Here is a 16,513-nt window from a genome sequence, read left to right on the forward strand (position 1 = left end):
ATCGGAGAGAGCAGTTCTCGGGGATGGATTGGCCATATGGTCAATCCGCTGGGAACTGCCCTCTCCGTTCGCCCTGAAATCCGCGGCGCGCCAAATGTTGCGTCGTAATGTCGGTGTAATCTTCGTAATCTACTTGCCTGTTGTAACCTCACGACAGGAATCACAATGCCCATATGTGGCGCGGGCCATCTCAGATGTGCGCCGAGTGCTTTTTTCGCCGCAACTTTGTTTGCGCTGACGGGATTTCTACACCTTCCATGCCCTTGTATAGCGCGACGATCTGGATGAGACGTGAGCGGCGATCTGGATGAGATTCTCAGGTCGCGGTCACGTGCAAATTATCATGCTGATTGTCGCTGGCAAGGCCTTCATCTATTTCTGATTGCCGCTCCGCGACAAGTTCGTGTTTGTTCTTGATTGTCGCGTAAGAGGCTGGCCTGCCGCGCTGGCGTTTGGCTTCCATGGCGGATCTGCGCCGGTAGCTTTCGACGTTCATCTCGAAGATCGTTGCGTGGTGAACAAGTCGGTCCACTGCGGCGAGGGTCATGGCGGGGTCCGGAAAGATTCTGTTCCATTCTCCGAAGGGCTGATTGGCGGTGATCATGATGGAACGCCGCTCATATCTTGCGCAGATGAGTTCGAAGAGCACGCTCGTTTCGGCCTGGTCCTTGGTGACGTAGGCCAGATCGTCGAGGATGAGCAGATCGAACTTGTCGAGCTTGGCGATGGCGGCTTCGAGCTGCAGCTCTCGCCGCGCGATCTGGAGCTTCTGCACGAGATCGGTGGTTCGGGCGAACTGCACGCGCCAGCCGTTCTCAATGAGGGCGAGTCCGATCGCTGCCGCAAGATGCGACTTTCCGCCACCGGGTGGGCCGAACAACAGGATATTGGCGCCCTTGGCGAGCCAGCTGTCACCGGCGGTCATGGCCATGACCTGGGCCTTGGAGACCATGGGTACGGCGTCGAAGGCGAAGCTGTCGAGCGTCTTTCCGGGCGGCAGATGCGCTTCGGCCAGATGCCGTTCGATCCTGCGATGTGCCCGTTCGGCCAGCTCATGCTCGGCGATGGCCGAGAGGAACCGGGCGGCGGGCCACCCCTCTCTATCGGCCTGCTCGGCAAATTGCGCCCAGAGCGTCTTGATCGTCGGTAGCCGGAGTTCGTTGAGCATGATGCCGAGGCGGGCTTCGTCGATGGTGTGGGCGTTGCTCATGCGACGTCTCCCACATGGGTTGCCCCGATCAGGGCTTCATAGCCGTTAAGGGAAGCGAGTTGCACCAAGACGGTCGGCAGCCGTGCGGGGTCCGGGCCGAGGAGGGTTCGCAAGACGGCAATATCGGGCAGGTCGCCGGCGTCGAGGGTCTCGGTGAGTTGCTCGGCAAGCTCACGCTCGCAGCCTCGATCGTGGGCCAGCGCCAGCAGATCGACCATGATCTTGCACGCCTGCCTGTCCGGCAGCCGCTCAATGAGCTCGTCGAAGGCCCTGCGGTATTCCTGCCGCGGGAAGAGCTTGTCACGATAGACGAGATTAAGAAGCGCCATCGGCTTTTTGCGCAGGGAATGGATGACGTGCCGATAGTTGACGACCTGATCGTGCCTCCCGTCGGCATGGCCTCGGCCCCTGGGCAGCGTCATCAGCTTTGTTCCTCCCATAAAGACCTCGAGGCGATCATCGAACAGGCGGATGCGAAGCCGATGTCCGATCAGGCGGGAGGGAACGGTGTAGAAGACCTTGCGCAAGGTGAAGCCGCCGGTCCGCGACACGGTGACGACCACCTCCTCGAAGTCGCTGGTCCGCTGGTCTGGAAGTTCCTGCAGTTGAGGGCGTTCGGCATCGATGCGCTTGCCATGATTGGCGTTGTGCCGGCTGACGATCTCGTCGATGAAGGCTCGATACGCGCCGAGATCGTCGAAATTTCTGCTGCCGCGCATCAGAAGGGCGTCACGGATGGCATCCTTGAGATGGCCATGGCTGCTTTCGATCGAACCGTTCTCGTGCGCGATGCCCTTGTTGTTGCGGGTCGGCGTCATGCGGTAGTGCGCGCAAAGCTCTTCGTAGCGATGCGTGAGATCCTCCTTCGCATCGGCGCTGAGGTTGCGGAAAGCCGCCGACAGGCTGTCGCTGCGATGATAGAGCGGCGCTCCCCCAAGCGACCACAGCGCGTTCTGCAGTCCTTCGGCCAGGGCCACGAAGCTCTCGCCGCCGAGAATGACATGGGTGTGTTCAAAGCCGGACCAGGCGAGCCGGAAGTGGTAGAGTAGATGATCAAGAGACTGGCCGGCGATCGACACGTCAAGGCTGCCCATGTCGGTAAAATCCGATAGCCCGAGTCGGCCGGGTTCGTGAAGCTGGCGGAAGATAACCTCCTGCTCTTCGCCGTGGATGGCACGCCATGACCGGATGCGCCGCTCCAGCGTTCGGCGAATGCCCGCGCTCAGTTCCGGGTGCCGCCGCAGCATCTCCTCATAGATGGCGACAACACGGATGCCTGGCGCCGCCTTCAAAAGGGGAACGACCTCGGCATCGAAGATATGCTCGAGAGGGTCAGGCCTCCGCCGGCCACGAGCCTTTTGCTTTTGCGATGGCAGGTGCGCGTCCGTCTTGATGCGATAGGCCGTCGCCCTGCTGATCGACGCCTTGGCGGCGGCGACCTCGATAGAATTGTTTTGTCGGTACTTCATAAAAAGCCTCGTCTGATGATCGGTTACATGGCGACCCGGCACAAAGATGGTTCTCCATTCCAGAAAACCACCAAGCTACCGGGCCGACCGCGATCATAAGACGCTGAAAAATTGCGCGGCGGCGGGGGTGTAACTCCGGTCGGGCTACGCCCTCCCTTCGTCACACCCCCGCCGCCGAGTCTCATCCTGATTGACGCTGAGTCTCACCTTGTTTGTCGCCGCGCACCCTTGCTTCCGAAGGCCGATGGTCGTGACCAATTTTCGCCAACCGAAGCTTGAATGTGAATAGACCAGAGCCGCCATCTGGCTCTTGTCGCATGCGGGCAACCACTTTACCGCCTACGCCACGGCCCAGGCCCCTTCCCCCACCGGAGATCGCCGCCGGCCCAAACTGACGGAGAATTCATATGCGCATCTTGCTGGTAGAGGACGAGCCGGAAATGGCTTCGGTCCTCAAGGCCGCGCTGGAGCGTCAGGACATCATTGTCGATCACGTTTCGACACTCGCCGACGCCGAAGCCATGGCGCGGTTTGGACATCATGACGCCGTCATTCTGGATCGCCGCTTGCCCGACGGCGATGGCCTCAGCCTCATACCGCGCCTGCGCGCCCTGCATGTGGAGGCGCCGGTGATCGCGCTGACCGCGATGAGCGGTCTCGATGACCGCGTCACCGGGCTTGATGCCGGCGCTGACGACTACATGGTCAAGCCATTCGCCACGGTGGAGCTGGTCGCCCGGCTGCATGCCCTGCACCGGCGTTCATTCACCTCGCGTACCAACCAGACGGTGGTCGGCCGGCTCACCTATGATTTCCGATACCGCGAAGCGCTGGTCGAGGATCAGGCATTGGAATTGCCGCGGCGAGAGCGCCTTGTCCTGGAAACGCTCATTCGCCGGCCCGGCCGAACCATCATGCGCGGCGCATTGGAGGAGGCTGTCTACGCCCTGGACGACGAAATCGGCTCCAACGCCCTGGACGCGCATATATCCCGGCTACGCCGCAAACTCGAGGATGTCGCCGCCGGCATCGAGATCCGGGCAATCCGCAACCTTGGCTATCTCTTGCGGGCCGCGTCATGAAGGAGATGCGCGCCCGCTCGCTGCAGTGGGTCCTGGTTCGGCGGCTGATCCTGCTGCAGGCGGCGACGCTTGTCATATTCATCGTGTTGTGCGTGGCCGCGTTGTGGATCGCCAATCCGCGGCTGCTGATTGACAACGAGGCAGCTGTAGACGCCCTGAAAAATGCGGTCGATCGCGACAGCAATGGCAAATTGATCGTCCATGAAACCGAGGAGCTGCGATCCTTTCGCGAGGAATTTCCCAATGTCTGGTACATCATTCGCGATAGTAGCGGCCAGAGCATTCGCTTTGGGAACGTACCCGACGTCTACAACAGGGATTTTGGCGGTCTGCTGAGCGAAGTAGACCATGCAACCCTTGGATTTTCCGAGGATGACCTGCGGCCGGAAGCCTATATCGAAAAAGCCGCGACCAAGGCCGGCATGATGCAGATCATGGCGGCGACACGATCCTCGCGCGGCGAAACCGAAGGACTGGAAGTCAACATCTCGGCCACCGTCGACGTGGCCAGGAACCCCGACGGCAGCAGGAACTGGGAGAAAGCCCTGCCAGCATTAGCGGTCATCATCGCAATACTGCTCCTGCCGATCATTCTCGTCATGGGGGTCACGACCCTTGTGACGACGCCCGCGGTCGTTCGCCGGTCATTTGCCGGCCTTGTCGACACCGCCGACCAGGCGGCGCGCATCGACATCGACACGCGGGCGATGCAACTCCCGGTCAAGCGCGTGCCACAGGAAATCGCGCCGCTGGTCCATGCCTTCAACCAGGCGCTTGCGCGACTTGCCCAAGGCTATGACCGGCATAACCGCTTCCTGACCGATGCGGCTCATGAACTGCGCACGCCTATCGCCATACTGCGGACGCGCGCCGAACTGTTGAAGAAAGAGCCCCAGAGCGTTCGCCTTGTCCAGGATATCGAGCGTCTGTCGCATCTGGCGCAACAACTGCTGGACCATCAAATGCTCGACCGCCCGGCAAGCGAACGCCAGATCGTCGACCTGGCCGAACTTGTCAGCCGGGTCGCGGCCGATTTCGCCCCGCTCGCCATCGAAGCTGGCTACGACCTTGCCTTCGAACCGTCCGCCAGCACGATCCGTGTCGAGGTGAACACGCTGCAGATCGAGCGCGCCCTGGCAAACATCATTCGCAATGCGATCGACCATGGCGGGGCCAGGGGCACGATCACGGTGGCTATCGACGAGACGGGTGGTATTGAAGTCCGGGACGAAGGCCCGGGCATACCGGTGGAAGAGCATGAGAATGTCTTCGAGCCCTTCTACCGCTTGCAGCCGCAGTCACGCGGAGCCGGACTGGGATTGAACCTCGCCCGGCAGATAGCTTCGTTGCATGATGGAACGATCAGGATATTGAGCGGCTCGTGGCCGGGTGCCCGCATTCGGATGCACCTGCCTGTTCGCTCGTGACAAGTTTCAACAGGAACCAAACCGGGACCATCGGAACGGTACAAGCGCTTCAGGCGAGCGCACGGGTGCGTGCGCTCGCCTGAAGCCAATGACTGTCGATGTTCGGCCGGTCACTCGGTAATACCAAGAGCCCCCAGGATTTAAGGGGTGCTGGGCGGCGGCACCTGGGACGTACCCTGATTGTCGCCTGTCACGGAATTGCCCATCCCGTTCCCGGAATTACCGTTGCCGTTGTTGTTTCCGACATCCAAGTTGCCGTTGTCGTCTCCGGAATTGCCATTGCCATTGCCGTTTCCGACACCGAAGTTGCCGTTGTCGTTTCCGGAATTGCCATTGCCATTGTCGTTGCCGGAGTTGCCATTGCCATTACCGTTGCCGACGTTACCGTTACCGTTTCCATTGCCGCTGCCGGCCATGACCGCGGTGCAGGAACAAGCGACGGCCAAAGCGACAGCAAGCAACAGCGGAGCGATGGAAGCTGATGCGCGGTTGGCCATCGTCGGCCTCAATTGCCGTTGAAGTTGCCGTTGCCGGATCCGATGTTGCCGTTGCCGTTATACGTGCCACCATTGAAATTCCCGTTGAACGACCCGAGATTTCCGTTGCCACTGGTAGACGAAGTGTTGCCGTTGCCGTTGAAGGCGCCGACGTTTCCGGTACTGCCGTTGAAGGCACCGATATTGCCGGTCCCGGTGTTGTGATAGCCTATGTTGCCACTGGCGTTGGGCGTGCCATTGCCGTTGGCATTGCCATTGGCGATGCCGGTATTGTGGTTGCCGTTGGCATTACCGTTACCGAGGCCGACATTGCCATTGCCATTGCCATTGCCGTTGCCGATGCCGGTATTGCGGTTGCCGTTGGCATTACCGTTACCGAGCCGAAATTGCCGTTGCCGTTGCCGTTGCCGTTGCCGGTACCGTTGTTGCGGTTGCCGTTGCCGTTACCGCTGGCGGCGCCAACGTTGCCGTTGCCATTGCCGTTGCCGTTACCGATTCCGGAGTTGGCGTTGCCGTTGCCGTTGCCGTTGCCGTTGCCGAAATTGCCGTTGCCGTTGCCGTTGCCGTTGGCGCTGCCGGTATTGCCGTTGCCGTTGCCGTTACCGTTACCGGCACCAACGTTGCCGTTGCCGTTGCCATTGCCATTGCCTGTGCCGGCAAAGACCTGGCCTACCCCAAATTGAGGCGGCAGCAACACGGGGGCGCACAAAGCCAGGCACGTGAGTGCTGTTATATAGCGTTTCATGACGGTCTCCTTGAGCTGTGTTCGAAGAGCTTGTTCGAAACACCAGATTCGAACAGGTCGTTGCAGGTCGTTAGAAGGCGACGACCGGGATCCCTGGCGGGGCGATTGGGGGAGCGCCCTATGGAGTCGCCGGGGGTGAGGGCGAAACTGCAGGAATCCCGATCCTCAGCAGAACTGCTAACGGTCAATGATTGAAGTTGCCGTTGCCGTTGCCACTGAGAGCGCCCCAGTTACCGTTACCGTTGACGTTACCGTTGCCGAGGCCGAAATTGCCGTTGCCGTTCACGTTACCGTTCAGGGCGCCGTGGTTGGCGTTGCCGTTCACGTTGCCGTTCCCGATACCGAAGTTGCCGTTGCCGTTCACGTTACCGTTGCCGATACCGTGGTTGCCGTTGCCGTTCACGTTACCGTTGCCGATACCGAAGTTGCCGTTGCCGTTCAGGTTGCCGTTAAAGGCACCCGAGTTGCCGTTGCCGTTGCCGTTACCATTGCCGATACCGACGTTTCCGTTACCATTGCCATTTCCATTGCCAATGCCGGCAAAGGATTGACCAGTAAAAGCAGCCAACACAGCCGCAGCGAGAATGATCTTTCTCATATCCGTATCCTCTTCTTGAGATCTGAGTACTTGTTACTGTTGCCAACAACCACTCTCTATGGCCAAGTTGACGGTCTCATCATCTCGTCGATGCGAAACGTAAACAATTGGAATTCACCCATGCTGTGAGTCAGGTTTTAAGCTGGCGGTACTCTTCCGTTTCACCGCCGGCCCTGCGGGAAAAACCCGACAGACACGCCGGGGAAAAAGGTGTAGTAATTCAGGTGGCGCTTGGGGACGTTCTTGCTAGGGGTAGCCCACAATTCCAGCCAATCCGCGGGCAAAACTCACGCTTCACGACCCTTGATACATAGTCGCCGCCCATAGTCAGAGGCTCTCATGGACCTTGACATGCCGCCGGTAAAAACAACGAACAGCCGTGACTGGCTGGGGTTGCATAAGCAGATTGCCGGCGCCACGCTGCTGATTGGCGTATCCGCGCTCATATGCAATTTCGCCTGGGCAACCGTGTTGGCGCACCACTCACGACACTATGGCGCCGTGGAATTGCTGCTGATCGTCGGGATCGTGCTGATCATGGCGCTTGCGATCACGTTGATGCGGTCGGCAAGTCGCATGGCCGGCGTCGAACGCGACTGGGCCCGCGCAAGCCAGGATTTCCAGGGCAGCCAGGCCCGCCTGCAGGCAGTGGTCAAGTACATGCCCGTCGGCGTCGTGGTGGTCGAGGCCCCCAGTGGCAGCCTGATCCTTGCCAACGACCAGCACGAACGACTGCTCAAGTACACACTGACCTCCGGCGTCAACCTCTGGGAACAGAGTGGACAAAAGGGATATCACGCCGACGGGCGGCCTTATGAGCACGACGACTGGCCGATCACCCGGGCCATCCGCGATGGCGAGGTGGTTCTCGATGAGGAGATCTGGGTCAAGCGCGGAGATGGGACCAAGGCTTGGCTTTCCATCAATTCGGCACCTGTTTTCGACGCCTCGGGAGCCATATCGGCCGCGGTAATGGCCTTTACCGATGTCACGGAACGCAAGGAGATGGCCGAGGAGCGCGCGATGCTTGCACGCCGGCTTGTCAACGCACAGGAAGACGAGCGGTTGCGCGTCGCCCGCGAACTTCACGATGAGATGGGGCAGGACCTCACCGCGTTGTCATTGGGATTGAAGACCTTGGAGGACGCGGTCGAGCTGCCAGATCTCAAGCAATCATTTGCCGGAATCCGGAAGATTGTCGAGCACATGAGCATCCAGGTGCACCACACCGCGGCAACGCTGCGGCCGACGCTGCTCAGCGACCTTGGCCTGCGGCAGGCCGTTGAAGACATGGTCGCGACCTGGGCCGAGCGCCTCAGCGTGTCGGCGGACGCACATCTGGAGGCCCTGGCCGATCCTCTGGACGACGAGGGCTCGGTGACGATCTATCGGGTGGTGCAGGAGGCGCTGACCAATGTCGCCAAGCACTCCGAAGCGAGTTGGATCAGCGTCACGGCACAACACGCCGACGGCCAGTTGAGAATCGTCGTCGAGGATGACGGCAAGGGATTCGATCCCGAGGTCATCAACGAAACACGGTCCAGATGCTTTGGACTTTCAGGCATGCGCGAAAGGCTGGCCCTGGTTGGGGGATATTTCGCGGTGGAAAGTGCCCCTGGGCAGGGAACAACCATCTACGCATCGTTGCCAGCGGCGACCCGACAAGCCGAGGTGAGCGCGCAATGACCCAACCCCATTCGACTACTCGTCGCAGCGTGTTCCTTGTCGACGACCATCCGGTCGTGCTGTCGGGTATCCGGGCCATGGTCGAGGCGCAGGCCGACCTGCAAGTCGCCGGCACGGCGGGCGACGTGGAGAGCGCGCTGATCGGCCTTGCGGAAACATTGCCGGATATCGTCGTCGTCGACGTTTCGCTGCCAGGTGCCAGCGGAATTGTGCTGGTCGACCGGATGCGAACACTCTTTCCGCAGATCGCCGCACTCGCCCTGACATTGCACGAAGAGGCCGCTTATGTGCGCCAGTTGCTCCAGGCCGGAGCGCGCGGCTTCATTCTCAAGCGCTCGGCTGCCGAGGAACTGATCCATGCGATCCGGTCCGTCCTGGCCGGAGGGCTTTACATCGATCCCGGCGTGGCCGCCAAGATTCTGTCGGAACCTCGGTCCTCCGCCACCAATCCCGACCCGCTGAGCGAACGCGAAGTCATGGTTGTCAAGCTGGTCGCCAAGGGCTTCAGCAACAAGGAAATTTCCGGACAATTGTCGCTGAGCGTGAAGACCGTAGAGACGTATCGCGCCAGGGCAACTGAAAAGCTGGGGTTGAGAACCCGCGCGGCGCTTGTTCGCTATGCGACAATCGAAGGCTGGATGACGCACGATTCGTAATCCGAGGCGATCACGTTCGCTCGTGGCGGTATTAGTGCAGGTCGCCCAAAAGTGGCCCCGGTTTTGGGAGAACGACATGCATGGAAAAAGGACCTAAAGCGCGCCTCATGAATCCGTTTTGACGCGACGCGCTTTAGCAAGCTGGTCGCCTCCGCGCCTAATGGACCCCGCAAGCTTATCTGTTTTCTAACCAATTGGCGCTATTCCCATCCGCAAAGCGGGAGCAAGGCCCTTGGTGGAGATCGAGAACGTCGCCGCGCGGCACGCTGTCATGCTGGCGGTTGTCGTCCCGTGCTACAATGAGCTGGATAGCGTGGCTGAACTTTACCGCCGCGTTACCGCCGCGTGCCTGGAACATGGCCCCTCCTACGAGATCGTCCTTGTCATAGACGGCGCGACCGACGGCACGCGCGAAGCCGTTTTCCGGCTGGCAGAAAAGGACGACCATGTGGTCGCCATAGACCTTGCGCGCAATTACGGCCACCAGATCGCCTTGAGCGCCGGCCTGGAATTCTGCCGCGGTCAACGGGTGCTCATTCTCGATGCCGATCTTCAGGATCCGCCCGAATTGCTCGGGGCCATGATGACGAAGATGAATGAAGGCTTCGATGTCGTCTATGGCCAGAGACTGAAGCGCGATGGCGAAAGCTGGTTCAAGCTGGCCTCCGCCTCGATGTTCTACCGCCTGCTGCGACGAATGGTCGACGTCGAGATCGCGCCGAATTCCGGCGATTTCCGGCTGATGAGCCGGCGCGCGCTCGACCACCTCAACGCAATGCCCGAACGTTATCGGTTCATCCGGGGCATGGTGAGCTGGATCGGATTGAAGCAGGTCGCGTTCCCCTATGAGAGGCACAGGCGCTTCGCGGGGACCACCCACTATCCATTGAAGAAGATGGTTATTCTGGCCGTGGACGCGATGACAAGCTTCTCCGTGGCGCCATTGCGGTTTGCCTCGCTTCTGGGGATGATGTTCGGCCTGCTCGGGCTTGTCATGCTCGGCTATACCTTGTTGGAATGGTCCGCCGGAAACGTCTTGCCTGGCTGGACAAGCCTTGCGGCGATCATGCTGATACTTGGCAGCGTCCAGCTTATGGTTCTTGGAATCTTCGGCGAATATCTGGGACGCATGTACATGGAGACGAAGCGGCGGCCGCTCTACTTCGTCAACGAGATCGTCGCACGCAGCCAGGCAACCGAGAACCGGAACCTGCCCGTCCATCATCTCCAGGAAATGGCGAAGAAGGCCGCGCGTGCTTGAGCCGGTTTTCTAGCAAAAGACGCGGGCACATCAGCATGCGGTCGAGCCTGCCGACTGACTTGTCGAGAATGCTGCGATTTGGCGCCGTCGGCCTGCTCAACACCGCCCTGGGATACACAACGATCCTGGCCGGGCTGGCGCTGGGCCTCGGTGACATCGTGTCCAATGCAACAGGCTATGCTGCCTGCCTCGTCCTTGGCTTCTTCCTCAATCGCCGATGGACCTTCCAAAAAGAGGGCGGTTTTCGGCCCGGTACCGCCCGACGATACGCGATGATTTTTGGTGTCGCCTATGGCGCCAACCTGGCAGTCGTGATCGCCGCCGTTTCGGCGGGCGTCCTCGAAAACCCGTTCGTTCATCTGGCGGGAAACTGCCTCTACACCATCATCTTCTACCTTGGTTCATCCCGCTTCGTGTTCGTGGGCAGCTCGGATCGTGGGGCAGCTGCCATGCGGGCGACGCCGACGGACCATATTCCTTGATCGGGGCGCCAGCGCGATGGCTTGGGACATGACATGAGCGAGCTTCAGTTGACCATGCGTGCCGTGCCGTCGTCCGAGGATACGCAGAGGACCCGGCTGATATTCTGCCTGTTCGTTGCCCTGGTCATGGCATTCGCGCTGACGATGTTTGCCGGTGCCATCCTGCAAGACCCAGACAGTTGGTGGCAGGTCAAGGTCGGGCTGGACTTCCTGGCGAACCGGACCTTCCCCACCGTCGATACCTATTCCCACACTTTTGCCGGCCAGCCCTGGATCGCCAAGGAATGGCTGGGGCAAGTCCTGCTGGCGCTCGCCTACCAGGCAGGAGGCTGGAACGGGGTGGTGGCACTGATCATCGCCACGATCTGCCTGACGGTCTTCCTGATGGCATGGTTTCTCGGCGAATGGCTGAAACCGACGCTGGCGATAGGGCTGGCCTTCGCCGCCGCGGCCTTGATCAGCCCGATCTACACCGCACGTCCCCATATCTTCACCTTGCCGATCATCGTCGTCTGGACTGCGTTGCTTTTTGAGGCGTCAAGACAAGAACGGGCGCCGCCATGGTGGCTGCTTGCCCTTGTTGTCCTGTGGGCGAACCTGCATGCGACATTCACCTTGAGCTTCGTCATCGCGGGCTTTGCCGGCCTTGATCTGCTGGCGCGCATACGTCTGTCGAAGCCGGCGCTACTGGCCAGATGGATCGCTTTCGGGCTGCTATGTCCCGTGGTCAGCCTGATTCATCCCTATGGCTTCAAGGCCATCCTGACCACGTTCACCGTCGCCTACGGCAATGAGGCTGTGCCCCTGATAACGGAATGGCGGGCGTTCAATGCCACGGAGCAGTTCCCGCAGGAAATGGCGCTGATGCTGATGTTCTTCGGGCTTCTGGTATCGCGGCTGCGAATCGGCTGGGCGAAGGCATTGTTCATTGTCTTCACCCTGCATGTGTATCTCAGCCATCTGCGCTTCATGTATCTGTTCTTCCTGCTGGTTCCGGTTGTGCTGGCGGTGGAGGTCGGACAGCAATGCCCTTCGCTTTCCCTTGGGAAATGGGTGACGGAAAAACGCGACGGGCTGGAGCAGTTTCTCGCCAGGCGGTTCTATCCGATCTGCGGAGTGGCCATTATTCTGGTGACGGCCGCGATCTCGATGCTCAACAGCACGCATCAGGTCATGCCAAGCCAGAAGACCTCGGCCAGCGACGCGCTCGCATTCGCCGAGAGCCACCATCTGTCAGGCAATGTGCTCAATTCCTACAATTTCGGCGGAACGCTGATCTTCCACGGGATCAAGAGCTACATCGACGGACGGACGGATCAGCTGTTCCTGGGGGGATTCACAACAACCGATGACGAAACGGGACACAGCGGCGGAAAACCAATCCTCGAAGCCCAGTTGAAGAAATACGCGATAGGCTGGGCGCTGCTGTCCGCGGACGACAGCCGCCAACCCTTCTTCGACGAATTGGGCTGGAAGCGGGCATATGCTGACAAATACGCCGTGATCTATGTGCCCGACGCCTGATTTTCGATGCCGCTGCAAATGCAGCTTTGCGATTGCCCGAAGGCGTGTCGTCATGATAACGAGGGCCCGCGCGGGTATGATGTAATGGTAGCCTGTCAGCTTCCCAAGCTGAACGCGCGGGTTCGATTCCCGCTACCCGCTCCAGCATATGCCACAAGGGTTCGCAGCTGATTTGGCAACCGCCGGAAACGCACCGTTTTACAGGTAGTTTTACACAGAGCGTTCACTTTTTGGCCTGATCGAGTTTTCGGATGCGCTCCTTGATTGCGGCTCCGCGGCTCACATAGCGCCTTATGATGCGCGAAACATGGTCTTCTTCCCAGCCCATGATCTCGGCGATCTCGCGCTCGGTCAGGCCGGCGGTGTAGAATTTCGTCGCGGCCGTGCCCCGAAGATCGTGGAAGTGCAGATCATCGCCTTTCTGCCATGCGATCTTCTTGGCGTCGGAGAACGAGCTAGCCAAACCGTTGACAGTCCAGGGGCGCTTCTTGCTGCTGGTCAGGATGACCGGTGAACGCTTCGGTATTCGCCCGAGGGCGTCGCGCAGTTCCTGATAGAGCGGAATGATGGCTTCGCGCTGGTGTCTGCTTTTGCCGGTGCTGATGGTTATGGCGTCCTCATCGACGTGGGACCATGATAGGCGGATAAGATCGCCTACCCGAAGGCCAGTGCATGCAGCCAGATCGACGGCATGAGCAATTTCGACCGAGCACGTCTTCTTCAGATGCTCGACGTCATTGTCTGTCCAGATGATTTCCGAGCGAGAGCCGCTGTAGAGCTGCCTGACGCCCTCGCAAGGGTTCGAGCCAATCTTGCCGAGTGGATCTACCGCATATGAGAGCACGCGAGACAGAACCTGCATGCCGTAATCGGCAGACCTGGGCGTCTCGGCATATGCCGCGCGCCACCGACGGATTATTGGTCTGATCTTTTCCGGCCGATCGAACTGGGCGATGCGCAGTTCCCCGAAATGGCCGGCGATCCGGTCGAGCCAGGGACCCCAGTTACGTCGCGTCGACTCGGCGAGTTTGTTGTAGTCGGCGCTCGCCTTGTATTGCGTGACCAACGATCGAAAGCGGTTGTTGTCAGGTGTCGTGCGGCTGGCAATCGCCTCATTGTAGGACGCGAAGAATTCCGGGGTGCTTGGCATCCCAACAAGGCGCGGACCACCGCGCCAGGCATACCAATAGACCCTGCCCTTGGCCGTGACCCGGTGTAGGCCCTTCAATTCAAGCGTAACCATGGCGCTTCGTCTCGAACGCTGCCAGTTCGCGGTCGAGGTCATCTTCGTCGCTGACCGGAGAACGTGCCGCAAGCGTCTCGATGCCCGACAGGGCATCAACGGCACGATCGAGTGTCTGGACGTCCCAAACCTTCCGACCGAGAAGTTCGAACGGCCTTGGAAAGATGCCATTGCTGACGAGCTTGTCAAAATGGGGCGGACTGACACCTACATAGGATGCGGCTTCCCTTCGGTTACAGCCGCGGCGGGCTTCGAACGGCAAGGCGTGAATAAGACCACATGTGATCATCGTCATGGCAGAATGCTCCTTCTGCTTGACGATATAGCAATATCGCCGGCGAGAAGCCGAAGTATGAGAAAAAAGGTCGCCCCCCGGAGAACACGGCGCCGAGGTTCGGAGGAGAGGCCAAGGTGATCGCTTCGCTGCATGTTTGCAACGTGTCGCCACCATGCAGTAATTTGAACGACTGGTGGTGATGTGAGAGAGGATTTAACTCTGATTTATACTGATAATTTCAATAACTTATTATATATTCTGTAACATTGTGACGGACTATAGAATGAACCCAAAAGCTGAATTAACGGTGGCATGGACAGCAGTCCAGGTCCTTGGACCAATGTCTAGGTGCCGTGCCAGTTACCGTGGGCCTGATATTTCGTTTTGAGCGCGTCGGGTTCTTGCCTATCTAGATCCTCGACGAGAGGGTGGGGTGAGGCGCCTCTACCGCACCCACGACTGCAATATGGTGCGATTCTTCGCATGGTTGAAAGACCGGTGGCGCCGTCGTAAGTCAGAGCCCTGCCCGCGCGGCGGTCTTCATATTGCGGAGGTCGGTCATGGCGGTGACTTTTGCATGAATGCTGAAAGGTGAACCCGTGACCACGAAGGAAACGACCGCGAGCTGGATCTTGCGCGTAATAGGGGCGGAGATTGACCGCCTTCACATGACCGAACGCATGGACGTTCTGGACCTGGTTGATTTCGATCTTGACAAACGGAAGTCAGAGGCGTCGGTCTCGCTAGCAAGCATCGTAAACAAGATTCGGGCATCGGCGGCGCCTGATCAAAGCCAATTTGACACGGCGCGCGCCATCCGCCGGAAACTCGCAAGAGACGAACGAGCCGAGAAACAGATGCTCAAGGACATCGATGCGGAGCTCGACGCCAAAGGCATGCCGCCTGAATGACACCCGCCCTTGTCGAGTGTCCGTCGTCAGGGATTTTGAGACAAATGGCGGCCTGATTTAGCGGAGGCTCTGGTCCATCTGGGTTGTCAGTTTAAGCTGCGGCTTTGCGATGCTGCAAGCGCCGCTGTTCGATGGTCTTTCGCTTGATCCTTTCTCGTTGCAGCAGGATGGTCTGGCCGCGCCCGAAGTAGACGTCGGCGGGGGTGAGATTGTCGAGGCTCTCGTGGTAGCGCCGATGGTTGTAATGCTCGACGAAGGCGCCGACCTGGGCTTCGAGATCGCCTGGCAGGAAGTAATTTTCGAGCAGGATGCGGTTCTTCAACGTCTGGTGCCATCGCTCGATCTTGCCCTGGGTCTGAGGATGGCACGGGGCGCCACGGGTGTGGTCGATATCCCGATCCTGCAGCCAGTCAGCGAGTTCGCCGGCGATGTAACACGGCCCGTTGTCGGAAAGCAGCCGCGGCCGCTGATGCACCGTTGCTTGGTCGCAGCCTGATGCTGTGAGCGCCAGGTTCAGCGTGTCGGTGACGTCCTCGGCCTTCATGGTGGCGCACAGCTTCCAGGCGATGATGTAGCGGGAGAAGTCGTCGAGGATGGTGGAGAGATAGAACCAACCCCAGCCGATTACCTTCAGATAGGTGAAGTCGGTCTGCCAGAGTTGGTTGGGCGCGGTCGTCTTGTCATGGAATTCGTTGGCCGCCTTGATCACGATGAAGGCCGGGCTGGTGATCAGGTCATTGGCCTTGAGCAGGCGGTAGACCGAGGCCTCCGAGACAAAATAGCTTTTTGTGTCAGTAAAGGTCACAGCCAGTTCGCGTGGCGACAAGTCCGGCTTGTCCAGGGCAAGCTCGACGATCTGGTCCCGCACGCCCTCGGGAATACGGTTCCAGACCCGACCAGGCCGTGGGCTGCGATCCTCGAGTGCGTCGACGCCGCCGCTCAGGAAACGGTCATACCAGCGGTGAAAGGTGGCGCGGGGAATGCCGAGTTGTTCCAGTGTGCGCCGGGCCGGCAAGTGGGATTTCTCGACGATCCGGATGATCTCGATCTTTTCGGAGGCGGGTATCTCATTCGTCGTCGCCCCCATCCGCGATCATGCTTTTTTTGAGCAGTCGCAGTTCCAGCGCCTGTTCGGCGACGACCTCCTTCAGATCCCGCGTCTCGCGGCGCAGCACCTTGACCTCGTCGCTGGTCGCGGCACGCGCCGTGTCCCCGGCCAGCCGCTTCTTGCCGGCCTCGAGGAATTCCTTCGACCAGTTGTAATACAGGCTCTCGGCGATCCCTTCGCGCCGGCACAACGCCGCGATCGACTCTTCACCGCGTAGTCCCTCCAGCACAATGCGGATCTTCTCCTCCGCTCCATACTGCTTGCGGGTGGCCCGGCGAATGTCCTTGATCACTGCTTCTGCAGGGCGCTTCTCTGTCCCGGATTTCTGTCTCATCTT

General features: G+C 59.8%; 15 protein-coding genes, 1 tRNA gene and 1 pseudogene. 10 read left to right on the forward strand and 7 right to left on the reverse strand.

Translation table 11 applies throughout. The features are described 5' to 3' along the window. Positions 1-316: 316 nt before the first annotated feature. A complete protein-coding gene (gene istB, locus LGH82_RS13865; RefSeq protein ID WP_227344001.1) occupies positions 317-1,210 on the reverse strand; it encodes an IS21-like element helper ATPase IstB in 894 nt (297 codons plus the stop codon). After that, positions 1,207-2,679 carry an IS21 family transposase gene (istA, locus tag LGH82_RS13870; RefSeq protein ID WP_227344002.1) on the reverse strand — a complete coding sequence of 491 codons (1,473 nt, stop codon included), beginning with the start codon at positions 2,677-2,679 and terminating at the stop codon, positions 1,207-1,209. Before istA ends, istB begins: the two co-directional genes overlap by 4 nt. A gap of 407 nt (positions 2,680-3,086) precedes the next feature. Between istA and LGH82_RS13875 the strand changes: the two genes are divergently transcribed. Further along, positions 3,087-3,761: a response regulator transcription factor gene (locus LGH82_RS13875; RefSeq protein WP_227349000.1), complete on the forward strand. Its 675-nt coding sequence runs from the start codon at positions 3,087-3,089 to the stop codon at positions 3,759-3,761. Next, a complete protein-coding gene (locus LGH82_RS13880) occupies positions 3,758-5,188 on the forward strand; it encodes a sensor histidine kinase (protein WP_227349001.1) in 1,431 nt (476 codons plus the stop codon). The genes LGH82_RS13875 and LGH82_RS13880 overlap by 4 nt, the downstream gene beginning before the upstream one ends. A 140-nt stretch (positions 5,189-5,328) precedes the next feature. On the opposite strand, the gene LGH82_RS13885 is transcribed toward LGH82_RS13880, so the two are convergent. After that, entirely contained in the window at positions 5,329-5,685 is a 357-nt protein-coding gene (locus LGH82_RS13885) for a hypothetical protein (protein WP_227349002.1), read from the reverse strand. Between LGH82_RS13885 and LGH82_RS13890 the strand changes: the two genes are divergently transcribed. Continuing rightward, a complete protein-coding gene (locus tag LGH82_RS13890; RefSeq protein ID WP_227349003.1) occupies positions 5,670-6,368 on the forward strand; it encodes a hypothetical protein in 699 nt (232 codons plus the stop codon). The two genes, LGH82_RS13885 and LGH82_RS13890, sit on opposite strands and share 16 nt — an antisense overlap. A 246-nt stretch (positions 6,369-6,614) precedes the next feature. Here the strand turns inward: LGH82_RS13890 and LGH82_RS13895 are convergent, their stop codons facing one another. Then, positions 6,615-7,028 (reverse strand): hypothetical protein, encoded by a 414-nt coding sequence (locus LGH82_RS13895; protein WP_227349005.1) that lies wholly within the window; start codon positions 7,026-7,028, stop codon positions 6,615-6,617. A 339-nt stretch (positions 7,029-7,367) separates the two neighbouring features. Between LGH82_RS13895 and LGH82_RS13900 the strand changes: the two genes are divergently transcribed. From LGH82_RS13900 to LGH82_RS13925, 6 genes are all read left to right on the forward strand, one after another. Next, positions 7,368-8,714: an ATP-binding protein gene (locus LGH82_RS13900; RefSeq protein WP_227349006.1), complete on the forward strand. Its 1,347-nt coding sequence runs from the start codon at positions 7,368-7,370 to the stop codon at positions 8,712-8,714. Further along, positions 8,711-9,370: a response regulator gene (locus LGH82_RS13905; protein ID WP_227349007.1), complete on the forward strand. Its 660-nt coding sequence runs from the start codon at positions 8,711-8,713 to the stop codon at positions 9,368-9,370. Before LGH82_RS13900 ends, LGH82_RS13905 begins: the two co-directional genes overlap by 4 nt. Positions 9,371-9,641: 271 nt before the next feature. Continuing rightward, positions 9,642-10,631: a glycosyltransferase family 2 protein gene (locus tag LGH82_RS13910; RefSeq protein WP_227349579.1), complete on the forward strand. Its 990-nt coding sequence runs from the start codon at positions 9,642-9,644 to the stop codon at positions 10,629-10,631. A gap of 68 nt (positions 10,632-10,699) precedes the next feature. Then, on the forward strand, positions 10,700-11,113 hold the full coding sequence (locus tag LGH82_RS13915) for a GtrA family protein (protein ID WP_227349009.1): 414 nt from the start codon (positions 10,700-10,702) through the stop codon (positions 11,111-11,113). A 33-nt stretch (positions 11,114-11,146) separates the two neighbouring features. Beyond that, on the forward strand, positions 11,147-12,637 hold the full coding sequence (locus LGH82_RS13920) for a hypothetical protein (RefSeq protein ID WP_227349010.1): 1,491 nt from the start codon (positions 11,147-11,149) through the stop codon (positions 12,635-12,637). A gap of 70 nt (positions 12,638-12,707) precedes the next feature. Further along, a tRNA-Gly gene (locus LGH82_RS13925) sits at positions 12,708-12,781 on the forward strand. Between the two features lie 79 nt (positions 12,782-12,860). Here LGH82_RS13925 and LGH82_RS13930 read toward each other — a convergent pair. Both LGH82_RS13930 and LGH82_RS13935 read right to left on the reverse strand, forming a co-directional pair. Further along, positions 12,861-13,880 (reverse strand): tyrosine-type recombinase/integrase, encoded by a 1,020-nt coding sequence (locus tag LGH82_RS13930; protein WP_227349011.1) that lies wholly within the window; start codon positions 13,878-13,880, stop codon positions 12,861-12,863. Next, the gene (locus LGH82_RS13935; RefSeq protein WP_227349012.1) at positions 13,867-14,175 is read right to left on the reverse strand and encodes a helix-turn-helix transcriptional regulator; all 309 of its coding nucleotides are present in this window, start codon (positions 14,173-14,175) and stop codon (positions 13,867-13,869) included. The genes LGH82_RS13930 and LGH82_RS13935 overlap by 14 nt, the downstream gene beginning before the upstream one ends. Before the next feature lie 563 nt (positions 14,176-14,738). Between LGH82_RS13935 and LGH82_RS13940 the strand changes: the two genes are divergently transcribed. Beyond that, complete coding sequence (locus LGH82_RS13940) at positions 14,739-15,068, forward strand: hypothetical protein (RefSeq protein ID WP_227349013.1); 330 nt, start codon at positions 14,739-14,741, stop codon at positions 15,066-15,068. A gap of 91 nt (positions 15,069-15,159) precedes the next feature. Here the strand turns inward: LGH82_RS13940 and LGH82_RS13945 are convergent. After that, positions 15,160-16,510 (reverse strand): annotated as a pseudogene (locus LGH82_RS13945) (IS3 family transposase). Positions 16,511-16,513: the final 3 nt, after the last annotated feature.

This window comes from Mesorhizobium sp. PAMC28654, from assembly GCF_020616515.1.
GTDB lineage: Bacteria > Pseudomonadota > Alphaproteobacteria > Rhizobiales > Rhizobiaceae > Mesorhizobium.